Origin of the sequence: Halomicrobium sp. IBSBa, from assembly GCF_017612575.1 — an archaeon.
Classification (GTDB): domain Archaea; phylum Halobacteriota; class Halobacteria; order Halobacteriales; family Haloarculaceae; genus Halomicrobium.
In genome coordinates this window covers 81972-95316 of the sequence record NZ_JADPQC010000002.1, presented here as the reverse complement: position 1 = coordinate 95316, position 13345 = coordinate 81972, and the positions used below count along the sequence as shown (strand labels likewise).

Annotated in this window: 16 protein-coding genes; 9 read left to right on the top strand and 7 right to left on the bottom strand. The window is 67.0% G+C overall.

The annotated features are described in order from the left end of the window. The first annotated feature begins 2 nt into the window (after positions 1 to 2). The 4 genes from IL252_RS07130 to upp all read left to right on the top strand — a co-directional run bounded on the left by IL252_RS07130 (position 3) and on the right by upp (position 4297). A complete protein-coding gene (locus tag IL252_RS07130; RefSeq protein ID WP_208627450.1) occupies positions 3 to 488 on the top strand; it encodes a DUF1850 domain-containing protein in 486 nt (161 codons plus the stop codon). Next, the gene (locus IL252_RS07125; protein ID WP_208627449.1) at positions 485 to 3172 is read left to right on the top strand and encodes a TRAP transporter permease; all 2688 of its coding nucleotides are present in this window, start codon (positions 485 to 487) and stop codon (positions 3170 to 3172) included. The genes IL252_RS07130 and IL252_RS07125 overlap by 4 nt, the downstream gene beginning before the upstream one ends. 126 nt (positions 3173 to 3298) lie before the next feature. Further along, positions 3299 to 3559, top strand: a complete 261-nt coding sequence (locus IL252_RS07120; protein ID WP_208627448.1) for a copper-binding protein — start codon at positions 3299 to 3301, stop codon at positions 3557 to 3559. Between the two features lie 60 nt (positions 3560 to 3619). Next, complete coding sequence (gene upp / locus IL252_RS07115) at positions 3620 to 4297, top strand: uracil phosphoribosyltransferase (protein ID WP_208627447.1); 678 nt, start codon at positions 3620 to 3622, stop codon at positions 4295 to 4297. 151 nt (positions 4298 to 4448) lie between these two features. On the opposite strand, the gene IL252_RS07110 is transcribed toward upp, so the two are convergent. The 3 genes from IL252_RS07110 to IL252_RS07100 are packed head-to-tail and all read right to left on the bottom strand — an operon-like array spanning position 4449 to position 5925. Then, positions 4449 to 5060 carry a YigZ family protein gene (locus IL252_RS07110; protein WP_208627446.1) on the bottom strand — a complete coding sequence of 204 codons (612 nt, stop codon included), beginning with the start codon at positions 5058 to 5060 and terminating at the stop codon, positions 4449 to 4451. A gap of 49 nt (positions 5061 to 5109) precedes the next feature. Further along, entirely contained in the window at positions 5110 to 5421 is a 312-nt protein-coding gene (locus tag IL252_RS07105; RefSeq protein ID WP_208627445.1) for a 2Fe-2S iron-sulfur cluster-binding protein, read from the bottom strand. Next, positions 5422 to 5925 carry an amino acid-binding protein gene (locus IL252_RS07100; protein WP_170092987.1) on the bottom strand — a complete coding sequence of 168 codons (504 nt, stop codon included), beginning with the start codon at positions 5923 to 5925 and terminating at the stop codon, positions 5422 to 5424. It abuts the gene before it with no gap. Between the two features lie 350 nt (positions 5926 to 6275). Here IL252_RS07100 and IL252_RS07095 point away from each other — a divergent pair, with 350 nt between their 5' ends. Then, positions 6276 to 7118: a hypothetical protein gene (locus IL252_RS07095; RefSeq protein ID WP_170092986.1), complete on the top strand. Its 843-nt coding sequence runs from the start codon at positions 6276 to 6278 to the stop codon at positions 7116 to 7118. A 25-nt stretch (positions 7119 to 7143) separates the two neighbouring features. After that, positions 7144 to 7539 carry a hypothetical protein gene (locus IL252_RS07090; RefSeq protein ID WP_170092985.1) on the top strand — a complete coding sequence of 132 codons (396 nt, stop codon included), beginning with the start codon at positions 7144 to 7146 and terminating at the stop codon, positions 7537 to 7539. 90 nt (positions 7540 to 7629) lie between these two features. Here IL252_RS07090 and IL252_RS07085 read toward each other — a convergent pair whose 3' ends face one another. Both IL252_RS07085 and hisB read right to left on the bottom strand, forming a co-directional pair. Continuing rightward, positions 7630 to 8142 (bottom strand): CNNM domain-containing protein, encoded by a 513-nt coding sequence (locus tag IL252_RS07085; protein ID WP_208627444.1) that lies wholly within the window; start codon positions 8140 to 8142, stop codon positions 7630 to 7632. A gap of 194 nt (positions 8143 to 8336) precedes the next feature. Further along, positions 8337 to 8924 (bottom strand): imidazoleglycerol-phosphate dehydratase HisB, encoded by a 588-nt coding sequence (hisB, locus tag IL252_RS07080; RefSeq protein ID WP_208627443.1) that lies wholly within the window; start codon positions 8922 to 8924, stop codon positions 8337 to 8339. 124 nt (positions 8925 to 9048) lie between these two features. On the opposite strand from hisB, the gene IL252_RS07075 reads away from it, so the two are divergent. After that, positions 9049 to 9225 (top strand): hypothetical protein, encoded by a 177-nt coding sequence (locus tag IL252_RS07075; protein WP_208627442.1) that lies wholly within the window; start codon positions 9049 to 9051, stop codon positions 9223 to 9225. Positions 9226 to 9348: 123 nt separating this feature from the next. Here IL252_RS07075 and IL252_RS07070 read toward each other — a convergent pair whose 3' ends face one another. After that, the gene (locus tag IL252_RS07070) at positions 9349 to 10560 is read right to left on the bottom strand and encodes a sugar MFS transporter (RefSeq protein WP_244256923.1); all 1212 of its coding nucleotides are present in this window, start codon (positions 10558 to 10560) and stop codon (positions 9349 to 9351) included. A 122-nt stretch (positions 10561 to 10682) separates the two neighbouring features. Between IL252_RS07070 and IL252_RS07065 the strand changes: the two genes are divergently transcribed. Then, complete coding sequence (locus tag IL252_RS07065) at positions 10683 to 11756, top strand: TrmB family transcriptional regulator (protein WP_170092981.1); 1074 nt, start codon at positions 10683 to 10685, stop codon at positions 11754 to 11756. Positions 11757 to 11774: 18 nt separating this feature from the next. On the opposite strand, the gene hisA is transcribed toward IL252_RS07065, so the two are convergent. After that, positions 11775 to 12497, bottom strand: a complete 723-nt coding sequence (gene hisA / locus IL252_RS07060; protein ID WP_208627441.1) for a 1-(5-phosphoribosyl)-5-[(5-phosphoribosylamino)methylideneamino]imidazole-4-carboxamide isomerase — start codon at positions 12495 to 12497, stop codon at positions 11775 to 11777. A 93-nt stretch (positions 12498 to 12590) separates the two neighbouring features. Here hisA and IL252_RS07055 point away from each other — a divergent pair, with 93 nt between their 5' ends. Beyond that, a complete protein-coding gene (locus IL252_RS07055) occupies positions 12591 to 13295 on the top strand; it encodes a hypothetical protein (protein ID WP_208627440.1) in 705 nt (234 codons plus the stop codon). The last annotated feature ends 50 nt before the right edge of the window (positions 13296 to 13345 follow it).

The following is a 13345-nucleotide window of genomic DNA, read 5'->3' as shown; positions in this document are numbered from 1 at the left end:
CGATGGGGTGGCTCCGTCCCGGACTGGTCGCCGCGGTCCTCGTGACGGCGGCCGTCGGCGTCTCGCTGCCGGCCCAGCAGACGCTGGTCGTCTCGTCGGTCGACTCCGGTGACGTACTCCTCCAGACGCCGGTCGAGGAGGACACGCGCGTCGCGCTGGCGTACACCCACAGCGTCGAGCGCACGCGCGTCGTCGACACGTACCGGGTCCGCGACGGCCACTTAGAGATGACCCGGATGGCCTTCGAATCGTACGGCTGGGGGCTGCCGGCCGACGCCAACGTCTCGCGGGTGAACGGCTCGTTCGTCTACGACCCGCCGGGGACGTTCGAGACGATCACGGTCAAGCCGGGGCGCATCGCCGGCCACCGCCTCCACGTCGGCGACCGGCGCTACGACCTGGTGAACCGTTCGAACGCACGCGCCGTCCGCATCACCGTCGAGCGCCGGTCGGTGGTTTCGGCGGCAATCGAGCACGTCACAGCATGACTCCTCGCATCACCGACACCGGTGTCGCGGCCGACGAATTGCTCCAGGAGATCGAACGCAAACGCTCGCTGCGGCGGGTGGCCAGCGTCGTCGTCTCGATCGTCGGCGTCCTCTTTTCGGCCTACCAGATGTGGTTCGCCGCCCGCGGGTTCGTCTTCGCCGTCGAGGTGCTCGTCCTCGGCGAGGTCGAACTCGCCTCCCTGCAGCTGTTGCAGATCAACGCCGTCCACGTCGGGTTCGCGCTCGTCCTGACGTTCCTGTTGTACCCCGGCACCACGGGCGACGGGCGAGTATCGCGGGCCTGTCGCCAGCTCCGAGCGCGGACGGCCTCCCGGCTCGGTCCCGACAGCCCGCTGGTCTCGGCGATGGACGCGGTCGGCGACGGACTGGCCTGGCTGTTCGTCGATCCCGACCTCGACCGCGTGACGCCGTCGGACCTCCTCCTGATCGCCGTCACGGTGCTGTCGAGTGCGTACTTCGTCACCGACTTCCAGGAGATCCAGCGCATGCGCGCGCTGGGGCTGCCCGCCGGGCGGCCGATCCAGGAGGTGTTCACGTTCCTCGATCCGGTGGCCGGCCTGCTCGGCCCGCTGACGGACGTGTCCTACGCGTTCGTCCTGGGGGTCGTCGGCGTGGTGCTCGTCCTGGAGGCGACCCGGCGAGCGATCAGCCTCTATCTCGTCGTCATCGTGGGCGCGTTCATCGTCTACGCCCGCTTTGGCGTGTTGATTCCACAGGACGCGGCCTACGTCGGCGTGCTCTCGATCCCGGAGCTGACGTGGCCTTCGATCGTCCAGAACCTCTGGTACAACACGGAGAACGGCGTCTTCGGTGTCCCGGTGACGGTGTCGGTGCAGTTCATCTACATCTTCATCCTCTTTGGCGCGTTCCTGGAGATGTCCGGTGCGGGCCAGTGGTTCATCGATCTCGCGTACGCGGCGACGGGCACGCGCAAGGGCGGACCCGCGAAGGCGTCGATCCTCGCGAGTGGTTTCATGGGGACGATCTCCGGCTCGTCGATCGCCAACACGGTCACGACCGGCGCGTTCACCATCCCGCTGATGAAACGGTCTGGCTACTCCCCGGAGTTCGCCGGTGGCGTGGAGTCTTCGGCCTCCTCTGGCGGCCAGATCCTCCCGCCGGTGATGGGTGCCGCGGCCTTCCTGATCGTCCAGTACACCGCGACGCCCTTCGCCGACGTGATCGTCGCCGCCGCGATCCCGGCCGTCGTCTTCTTCTTCGGCGTCTGGGTGATGGTCCACTTCGAGGCCTCGCGGCTGGGTATCGGCGGGCTCGATCCCGACTCCGTCGTCGACATCCGCGCTCACCTGCGGACCGGGTGGTTCTACCTCGTCCCCGTCTTCCTCCTGCTGTACTACCTCATCGGCGCTCGGCTCTCGGTCGCGCGCTCGGCGTGGTTCACGCTCGTGGCCATCGTCGCCCTGATCACGCTCGTCGCGGCCTACAGCGACGAGACGCGCGGTCGTCTCGTCGCCATCCTCCTCGTGCTCGGTGCGGGGCAGTTCCTCGCACAGTGGCTGACCGGCGCGTCGCTCGTCGCCGCACTGAGTGGCGGCGGTCCGGGCGGACAGTCGATCGGTGGGGCCGTCTCGGCGACGCTTGGCACCGTCGGCTGGCTGTCGATCGCGGCGGGCGCGCTGACACTGCTCTCGAAGCCGCGCCTGACCGCGTCGTGGCTCGCGCTCGACCCAGCGGTCGACGAGGCTGCCGACGAGATCTCGACGGCCGTCGGTCGCCCGGCGGCGGGTGACAACGGGCTCGTCCGCCTCGGCACCTTCGTGCTCAAGTCGATGGACAGCGGTGCCAGAACGGCGGTCCCGGTCGTCGTCGCGGTCGCGGCCGCCGGCATCATCCCCGGCGTGATCAGCGTCTCCGGGCTGGGGCCGAACCTGGTCGCGCTCATCCGTTCGCTGGCCGGCGGCTCGCTGGTCCTCCTGCTGGTCATCACCGCCATCGCGTCGATCATCCTCGGGATGGGGATGCCGACGACGGTCACCTACATCATCCTCGTGTCGATGCTGGGGCCCGCGCTCGTGACCTTCGGCATCCCCGAACTCGCCGCGCACCTGTTCATCCTCTATTTCGGCGTCATCGCCGACATCACGCCGCCGGTGGCCGTCGCCGCCTACGCGGCCTCGGGCATCGCGAAGTCGGACCCCTTCCAGACGGGCATCGAGGCGTTCTCGCTGTCGCTCAACAAGGCGATCGTCCCCTTCGCGTTCGTGCTGGTCCCCGGCATCGTCCTGCTGCGCGAGAAAGACGACGCGGCGGAGCTGCCGCTGGGCGAGCAGTTTCGCGTCGCCACGCTGGCCGACCTGGCAGAGCTTGGCTGGTCGCTCCCGGAGGTGTTCGTCCCCGTCGTCGGCGTCTTCCTCGGCGTCGTCGCGCTGGCCGGCACCGTCATCGGCTTCGTCTACGCGCCCCTCGACTGCTGGGAACGGGCCGGACTGGCGGTCAGCTCGCTCCTGCTGATGGCCCCCGGACTCCCGGTGTCGGCCGGCTACGACGTGACAGCGCTGCTGGGGCTCGGCGGCGGCTCGGTCTCGCTGACCGCCGACCTGCTGCTCCGGGCCGTCGGACTCGCGATGCTGGTCGCGCTGCTGGCGAAGAACCGGCGGGCGGCCCCCCGCGGCGATTCCGGAGCGGCGGCCGACGCCGCGTAGCTGACTCGGTACGTCCAGCGTAGAACCGTCTCTCGGCCCGCCACCCGTCCTTACCGTCGGATAAGTGTGAACTGTTCCGGATTCGAATCGCATAACGAAATGGGTCCCACGCCCAGCACCGGGTGCATGGACGACAGCACTCGACGACACTTCGTCAGGGCGACAGCACTCACGAGCATCGGCCTGCTGGCCGGCTGTAGCGACGGCGGCGGTGGCGGTGCCGTCGGGACCGACGAGGACGACGGCACAGACGAGGACGGAGCGGACGACGGCGAAGCCGAGACGGAGACGCCCGAGAGCGGACAGGAAGAGACGGAGACGCCCGAGAGCGGACAGGAGGAGACGGAGGCCGACATGTCGTTCTCGCCGCGGGCCGGCGACGCGTAGCGGTCGCCGCTCCGGAGCGATCGATCAACAGTTAAACGCCGTCCGCCCGTGCCTCCGCGCATGGCTATCGAGGACCGTGGCGAGGCGAAGGTGATCACCCACGCACTGGCACGAGACGAACTGTCGCGGCTCCGTGACGTCGAGACCGAACAGGTCGAGTTCCGGAAGGGACTGGTCCATCTCGGTCGGATCTGTGGCTACGAGATCATCGACGGTCGCATGGAGACCGAGTACGTCTCCATCCAGACCCCTCTGACGGATACGATGGGCGAGCGCGTCAAGGGGCTCGACGACGTGGTGATCGTCAACGTTCTGCGGGCGGCCACGCCGTTCGTCGAGGGACTGCTCAAGGCGTTCCCGCGGGCCCGGCAGGGCGTCATCTCGGCCAGCCGAGACGAGAGCGCCGGGATGGCAGACGACGGCTCGTTCCCCATCTCGATCGACTACGTGAAGCTGCCGGAGATCCGCGCGACCGACACCGTCATCGTCGCCGACCCGATGCTCGCGACGGGCTCGACGATGGCCGCGGTTCTCGAGGAGATCCGCTCGCAGGGGCCCGACCCCGAGCAGCTCCTCGTGCTCTCTGCGGTGGCCGCGCCCCCGGGGCTGGTCCGCCTGAACGAGGCCGATCCCGGCGCGGAACTGCTGACGGTCGCGATCGACGACGAACTCGACGACGACGGCTACATCGTCCCCGGCCTGGGCGACGCCGGTGACAGAGCGTTCCGAACTGATTAAGGTCTCGGACGGTCGATGGGTGGACACTGCAGGTCCGTTCGACGATCCACAAACCCCTTCTCTTCGGGTGGAAATTCACAAGACTGCGGCCCAATGCGAGTTCCAGTGGAACTTCGAGCGAACGGTCGCAGCCGTTCTCGGCCCCGGAAATCTAGTCGTCTGACGAACCGATCCGTGCCCGACCGCTGGTCGCGCTGGCGATGCGCTCACGGAGGGTGTCGGCCTCCGCGACCGGCACCCGCAGGTCGAACGTCACCGTCGCCTCGTAGCGCGCGTCGAACTCGACGCCGGTGCTCTCGACGATGCCACGCACCGTGCCCGAGTCGTCGTAGTCGACAGTGATCGTCAGCCGCTCGTGGGGTCGCTCGGTCGCGATGCCGGCGTCGTCGATCGCGTCCTTGACCGCCCGCGAGTACGCTCTGGCGAGGCCGCCCACGCCGAGGTTGGTCCCGCCGTAGTAGCGGGTGACGACGACGGCGACGTTCTCGATCTCGCGTTGCTGGAGGACGTTGAGCGCGGGCTTGCCGGCGCTGCCGGATGGCTCGCCGTCGTCGCTCGAATACTCGCGCAGGGGGTCGGCCCGCACCCGGTAGGCCGGGACGTTGTGGGTCGCGTCGGCGTACTCTCGGCTCACGGCGTCGACGAACGCCTCCGCCTCGTCGACGGTGTGGGCCGGGCGCACCCGGCCGACGAACTCCGAGCCCTGCACCTCGAAGGCCGCCTCTCCCCGGCCCGCGACGGTGTCGTACGCCTCGTCGGTCACAGCGGCCGTTGTGGCGGTGTGGGCATACGGTTTGTCCTTCCGGGCAGGCTCACTCTCGCCGGCCCCACACTCGCTTCTCGGGAATCCGCACGCGCATGCCGTCGACGATCTCGATCTGGCAGGACAGCCGCGGGTAGCCGAAGCGATCGGCCAGCCGATCGTGCCAGTGCTCTGCGTCGGGCGGCGTTTCGAGTCGAACGCCACAGGTCGCACACAGGCCCCGGCCGCCGCAGTTGGCGACGGCGAGGCGGCTGTGGGGCGACAGCCCGTGTTCTCCCAGCACGTCCCGCAACACGCGCCCGGCCTCGCAGTCGATCTCTCGGACCGCGCCGTCGGGCGTCTCGACGGTGATCGTGGCCATCTACTGCAGCTCGATCCGGTGGACGAAGGGCAGCGCGTTGATGTCGGTGATCAGGTCTCCGGGGAAGGCCTCGTCGGTGATGACGTACAGGCGGGGGTCGTCGGTGAACTCCGGATCTTCGGAGATCACCTGCCGGATCGTGATGTCGTGGTCCGCGATGGCGTCGGTGACGGCCGCGACGATGCCGCTCTCCTCGGCGTTGCTGACAGCGACGGTCAGCACGGTCAGATCCAGCACCGGAGCCAGGTCCATCAGGCTCGGGATCGCCGAGATGTTCTGGAAGATGCGCGTGAGCTGTTCGTCTTCGAGGATCGCGCTCGTCGTGGCGTTGACGACCCGGCGGTCCACGTCGACCTCGCGGGCGACCTCCGTGTTCGGAATCTCGATGCCGCCGGAGACGACCCGGCCGTCGTCGTTGACGGAGAAGCCCCGTTCGAGCAGCAGGCGGATCACCTGCTGTTGGCCGGGGGAGTCGGAGAACTTCTCCATGATCTCGTCGAACATGGAGAAGCCATTGCAAGCAGGCTGCTTCGGTCTTGGGATCCGGTGACGAGCTATAGTAGCCATTGAAAATCAATGCACACCCGACCGCACGACGGAAGTGCGATCGGTGTGTGAATCGGTTCGGCCGCTGGTATAGATAGAATTATATATTAAAAACAAAATCTAATATAAACTGTTATAATCTGAAGTATGATAAACTGATGTACATGACTGGTGGACTAAACAGGCGAACACTGCTCGAGACGATAGCTGCGACGAGTGCACTCGGAGCCACTGGGACCGCTGCCGGCGATCGGTCAGGACGACACAAAACTGGCGGACACGACGGTGGGCACCCTGGGACGGGTAGTGTGGACAACGAACAGCAATTGCCAATTGTCGCCAGTGGCACGAGTACACATACTTTTGAACCCGATGGGGAACAGATAATCCACCGACACCGGTTCGAGAGCGACGCCCTGGCAGAGCGGTACGGAGATCCCGTCATTGAGTTCGAACCAGAGCGACTTCCCAGAGAGCGTGTCCCTGACTCTCTCCAAGACGGCGGTAAAACCAGTGTCACAGCCACACGGGTGATCGGGACCTTCGAGGAACACCGGACCGCAGAGAAAGAAATCTGGGACGCGTCGTCAGATACTGTCTCTGCACAGCACCACCTCGACGACGAGATCCCGTTGTACCACTACGAATCGGCTGACACATCCGGCGAGCGTAAGGCTCCGATCAACGTCGCTTGGGATGTTTCCACGGCCTCCGACGCGGAAGATCACTACGACGACGAGTGCAACTGGGTCTCCGCACCGCAGCCAGATGTGAAACGATACATTGTCACTGATGACGGCGTCAAGAGCAACGACACCCGGATCCAGAAGACGCTCGGAGGCGGTGACATAATCTGGCTCGGTCCGATTCCGATCCCGACAGACATCTACGAACAGATCGACATCCGGGTCTACAACTACGGCGAGGAACCGTATCCAGTCCTCGGGCAGGCACACATCGATCCCTGGGATCACAATCAGGACTGCAAGTTCATTGGTGTTGGTTGTCAGGACTGGCAATTCAACGCCGCGCGAACTGCCACGAAGGACTGTTGGACAGACGGCCAGGAACACAGCAGTTGGATCCACTCATTGGACTACAGTGAGCAGGATTTCGATACTCACGACGGGAAGATCGCACTCCTCTCGTGAACGGCACTTATACAACGACCAACTCATGAACCTTCCGAGTCGCCCTGTCACTACGGCACTCGTCGGGACGACCTACGCAGCACTACTGCTCGCGAACACGTATCTGTTCCAGCCGATCGGGCCACCTGGAACCGACCTCGTTTCGACGACGATGGGTGTGGCGTATCACGCTGTCGGACTCTTTCTCCTCGCAGGTGTCGCGATCGCATTCGCACTCTGGTGTGGGCTCGTTTCGCCCGGTGCGTTCGTTCTCTTGTTCACGATCCTGGCTCTCAGTGACCACGTGATCAGCGGTCCCGAGTTCTCTGTGCTCTATCTCGGCTGGTGGTTCACGTTCCTCGTTCCGATCGTCGTCGCCGCAGTCCTCGAATACGGGGCTCGTACGCTGTTACAGGTGTATCCACCCAAACCGCTGGTGTAGTTCGTTCTGGTTCCGCTCTCTCGTCACGCCACGAGGGGGCCGCGTGAACAAAATTCGGCCCCAGCGTGTCCATCTTGGTCGGCATAGAGGCTACTGATCGTCGAGATACGGCTTCTCGATTCCGGCGTCGCCGCCGATCAGGCGGTTCATGTATCCCGTCAACACGTCGAAGACGACCACGAGCGGGGAGATGAGCCGACCGATCACGGCCAGTGGCCCGGCGATGGTGAGCGCCCACTCGCGGGCGTTTGCGAGCCCGTAGGACTTGGGAACGATCTCGCCGAACACCAGCACGACGAAACTGGCCGCGACGGTCGAGGCGGTGACGGCCCCGCCGGCCAGGAGGACGCCAGACAGCAGCGCGGTCGTGATGCTGGCGATCGCCATGTTGACGACGTTGTTCCCGACGAGGATCGTCACCAGTAGCCGGTGGGGGTCGTCTTCGAGCGCACGCAGCGTCGCCGCCCGCCGGTCGTCGCCCTCCGTGTCCCAGTCCTCGGGGAGCGTGAAGATCGCGCTCTCGCTGCTGGAGAAGAAGGCGCTCAGGGCGACGAGCCCGACGATCGCGATCAGACCGATTGCGGTGAACGTGGCCGGAGCCATATCACACCCTGCACGGGCGGCCGGAAAGGATCTCTCATACTGTCGGACACGCCGTCACCCCTCCAGGGCCGTCCCGGCAGCGCCGGCCGTGTTCGTCTTCTCGGAGATGTGACGCAGCGACAGCACGATGGCGGCCCCGGCGAAGATGACAGCTCCGGCGGCACCGAACGCCGCCGTGTACCCGAACTCGGTCGCTACAGCTCGCCTTTCGTGCTCGCCACGTCCGACCGGCGCTCGTCGATCCGGGTGGCGTCGTCCAGCGCCCGCGCCAGTCCCTTGAACAGCGCCTCGATCTCGTGGTGGGCGTTCTCGCCGCTCACGTCGACGTGCAGCGTCAGCCCGGCGTTGGTCGCGAGCGACCGACAGAAGTGCTTGGCCATGTGGCTGGTCAGCCCGCCGACCCGCCCCTGTGAGAACTCGCCGTCGAACGCGAAGTAGGGCCGGCCCGACACGTCGACGACGACGCTGGCGACGGCCTCGTCCAGCGGGACCCGGCGGTCGGCGAAGCGCCGGATGCCGCGTTTCTCGCCCAGCGCTTCCGCGAGGGCCTCGCCCAGCGTGATCGCCACGTCCTCGACGGTGTGATGGTCGTCGATCTCCAGATCGCCGTCACAGTGGACGGTCAGGTCGAACAGGCCGTGGGTCGAAAACGAATCCAGCATGTGATCGAAGAAGCCGACGCCGGTGTCGATCGTCGACTCGCCGTCGCCGTCGACGTCCAGCGTCACCTCGATGTCGGTCTCGGCCGTTTCCCGCGTGACGGCCGCGGTGCGGTCGGTCATACGCCAGTAGTGTCGGGCCGGCTATTTGGCGGTTGCGCCCCGCCGATAGCGGACCACACGCACGGAACGGGCGTCAGACGACTGTCTGCCGGGTGCTTATGCCGATATTCGACGAGTGGTCCGTATGGACGACGCGAAAGTACAGGTCGCCGCGTCGGCGGTCATGCTGGCGGGCGCGCTCCTCTTTTACACGATGGCGACAGACATCGTCGGCGCGCTGCTGGTCGCTGGCGGGGCCTACGCGCTGATCCTCCCGAAGTTCGTCCACTCCGAGGGGCCGGCGGCGCGGTCCTCGCGGTAGGACCGACTGGCTCGGTGAGACTTACCAGAACGTTATGCTCGTGTTTAGTGAAGCGAATGCGGCCGTTGCTACCCAAAATCTGTTCACGAAACACTGCCAACGTTATCCCTTCTGCAGTGAGGGTCAGTCCGCCACGGAGAGGCTCGCCCGCTCTCGCCGCTGCTCGGCCACTCGTGCGACGAGTACCACGGCGAGCGCGACCACGAGGGGCACGAGCAGGAGTTGCATGGCCGCGCTGGGGTCCGAGCCGCTGATGACCCACCCCATCACGGCGGGCGCGATGCCGACGCCCAGCGACGAGGAGATGGCGGCGACGGCGGTGACGGGGCCGCTGTGGCGGGGGACGGCGTCGGTGGCGTAGGAGACGAGCATCGGGAAGATACCGGAGATGAGCGCGCCGATGACGACGACGCCGGGGAGGAGCCACAGCCCCGTCGAGAGGACGAACGTCGCGTAGAAGGTCGGGACCAGGAGCGCGAGGATCCCGATGAGGATTTTGAGGTAGCCCACGCGCTCCGAGAGGCGGCCATAGAGGAGGCGACCCGGGACGTAGCCGGCGATCATCACCGACAGCGACAGCGACGACAGCGCCGCCGCCGAGAGGCCGAGGCCGGCGACGCCGGTCGGCACGACGCTGTTCACGTAGGTCGGCAACCAGAGGAAGAGCCCGCCCTCGACGCCGGTCCCCAGAAACATCACCACGATCATCGCGGCGATCTCGGGCCTGCGAAGCAGCGCCAGCAGTTCCCGGCGGTCGAAGGGCTCCTCGGTTCCCGTCACCGCGGGGGCGTCGAGCCGCCAGACGACGACGGCCAGCAGCGCCATCCCGACGGCCAGCCCGTAGTAGGCCAGTCGCCAGTCGGCCACTGCGAGGACGGCGACGACCCCGATCGGTCCGACCATCGCACCGGCGGCCCAGGTCATGTCGTAGTAGCTGTACATCCGGCCGCGGCTGTCCGGGTAGAAGTGGCTGAGTATCGGCCGATTCAGCCCCCTGAGGACGCCGTTCATCGTTCCGCGCACGAGCGTGCCGACGAGAAACACCGCGAGGAGCGGGGCCGCGCCCATCGCCAGCAGTGAGAGCGCGCTGCCCAACAGTCCGCCCACGATCAACCGGTGGGGTTTCAGGTGACCAGCCCCGAAACCGACGATCGAGACGACGACCAGGTAGCCGGCGGTGCCGGCGGTGCTGATCAGACCGACCTGCCACGCGGGCGCGTCGAAGCTGGTTCGCAGCTCCGGGATCACCGGGCCACGGATCATCATGATCGCGCCGGTCAGCGCCATCGTCGCGAACAGGGCCGCCGTCCAGAGCCGGCGGTTCGACCCGGTCACGCTTCACCTGCCGTCCGGTGGTCCGGGGCCAGAACGTCAGGACGTGCGACACCTGCAGTCATAGTCGAAGCGTGGTGATCCGACGAGAAAAGTTTTTCTAATAGTATAAGAAAAGTCCTCGTATGGGTGAAAGCCAGATCAGGGAGACGCTGTCGGCCTTCGGACTCTCGACGAAGGAGGTCGACGCCTACCTGGCAATTCTACAGCGGGGGGAAGCGACGACCCGGGCCGTCTCGGAGGCCGCGGGCGTCTCACAGAGCTACGTCTACGAGATCGCGACCGCACTGGCCGAACGCGGACTGGTCATCGTCGACGAGAGCGCGACGCCGACGAAGCTCCGCGCTCGGCCACCCCAAGAGGCCGTCGACGCGCTGTCGATGCACCTCTCGGAGTTCGAGACCGCCGTCGAGAGCGTGTACGATCAGCCGGCCGAGACGGCGGCGGGGTTCGAGGTCGTCCACGCCAGCCAGACCGTCGAGCGTCGCCTCGAACGCCAACTGGCGCGTGCGGAGCGAGAGGTCTTCGCGATCGTCCCGTCGAACGCCTTTCCCGCCGTCGCCGACGCGCTCGCCGACGCCCGGGAGCGGGGACTGACCGTCTACTGTCTGCTGGCCGGCGAGTCTGCGGAGTCACACGTCGCCGAGATGGACGATCCCGGCCGGTACGCACACGTCGTCCGGAGCTGGGACGGCCGCCCGCCGCTGTTCGTCGTTCGGGACGCGCTGGGGGGCGTGCTGGCTTCACACGGGATGCTCACCAGTCGCCACGGCCGGGGCTACGCGCTCGCGTTCAACCAGAACGAGGTCGCCTCTGGCTTTTTCGGCAACTACGTCAGCAACGTCTGGCCCATGGGCGAACAGCGCTTCGTCGCCGAACCACCGGCGCTGCCGGCGACCTTCGAGCTGTTTCGCTCTGGTGTGACGACTGCGGCCCTCCACACGACGGCGGGCCACGACGTCGTCGCCGACCTCGACGTGGTCGCGACCACCGACGAGACGGTCCGTCAGTTCGAGGGCGTCCCGATCCGCGAGGTGCGCCAGAACCTCGTCGAACCGGTGAACAACGCGTTCCCGATCGAGAACTCGCTGGTCGTCGAGACCGACGACGGACTGGTCAGCGTCGGCGGCCAGGCCTGCGGCCTGGGACCGTATTACGAGGAGTACGCCGCCCGCGAAGTGACGATCAGAGACGCCTGACGGCGGTGCGAGCGGCCGTCACTCCACTGCCGCCATCGCTTCTTCGAGCGTGAACGCGCCCTCGTAGAGCGCGCTGCCGACGACGACGGCGGCCGCGCCCGCGTCCCGGAGCGCTCGCACGTCCTCGACGGTCGCGACGCCGCCGCTGGCGATCACGGGGATCTCGACGGCGTCGACGACGCGCCGGACCGGCTCCGTGCGGACCCCCGCCAGCTGTCCCTCCACGTCCACGTCGGTGAAGAGAATCCCGCCGGCACCCAGCTCCGCGTAGCGGCTCGCGGCCTCGGCCGGGTCCAGCCCGGTCCCCTCGGTCCACCCCGAGACGACCACTTCGCCGTCCTTGGCGTCGAGGCTCACGAGGACGCTGTCGGGGTGTGTCTCGCTGATCTCGGCGACGATCTCGGGGTTCTCGACGGCCGCGGTGCCGAGGATGACCCGGTCGACGCCCCGGTCGAGCAGGTCGATCGCGTCGTCGGCGGTCCGGATCCCCCCGCCTAGTTGCACGTCCGCGTCGACCGCGTCGAGGACGGCGTCGATCGCGTCGGCGTTGGCTCGTTCGCCCTCGAAGGCACCGTCGAGGTCAACCAGGTGCAGCGTCGTCGCGCCGGCCGATCTCCACCGTCGGGCGGCCGCGACGGGCTCGCCGTAGCGCTTGCCGGTCCCGCGTTCCCCACCGACCAGCTGGACGACCTGCCCGTCCTGCATGTCCACCGCCGGGATCACCGCAAACTCCGGAAACATACGCGTCAGTGTGCCGGCGATCGCTGAAAGGGTATCGGTGTTCCGGCCGTCGCGTCCCGAACGCTTATGCGCACGTCTACTCGATAGGGAGACATGTCACGATCTTCCGGTCCCGGGCTGCTCGCTCGGTTTCAGGCGGCCGTCCTCGACGAGTCGTCGGCGTACCGACAGTTCGTCCGTGCGACCGGCGTCGCGACCGCCGGACTGGCCGGGGCCTACGCCCTGCTCGTCTTCGGGGTCGTCGACCTCGGTCCCGCCGTCGTCTCGACGTTCGAGATCGCCGTCGGCATCGCGGTCACGCTGTTCGTCCTGATGGGGATCGTCCAGTTCGTCGTCATCGCGCGGGCCTACGAGTACGGCACCGAGACGGTCGCCGAGACCGCCGAGCAACTCGAACAGGCCGCCGAGGAAGTCGAGACCGTCGCCGACGAACTCGACGAGACGGCCGCGACTGTCGAGGACGCCGCCACCGATGTCGAGACTGCCGCCAAGGAGGTCGACGAGGCCACGGAACAGGTCGACGAGGTCACCGACACGGTCGCCGACACGGACCCCGATACCGCTGAAGACGCCGCCGAGCGGGTCGGTGAAGCGACCGAACGCGTCGACGAGGCCACGGCGAAAGCCGACGAAGCCACCGAGAAGGCCGACGAGGCCCGCGAGAAGACCGGGACGGCCAAGGAGGTCGCAGACGAGGTCAAAGAGACCGTCGAGCGCGAACGCGAAGTCCTGCCGGAGAACGAGCCCGGCGATGACGACGGTCGGGACGCCGACGACGCGAACGACAGCGAGACGTGAGCGTGTGACACGTGAGTACTGGACATCCGCGAAAGCGGGTGTCGGTACCC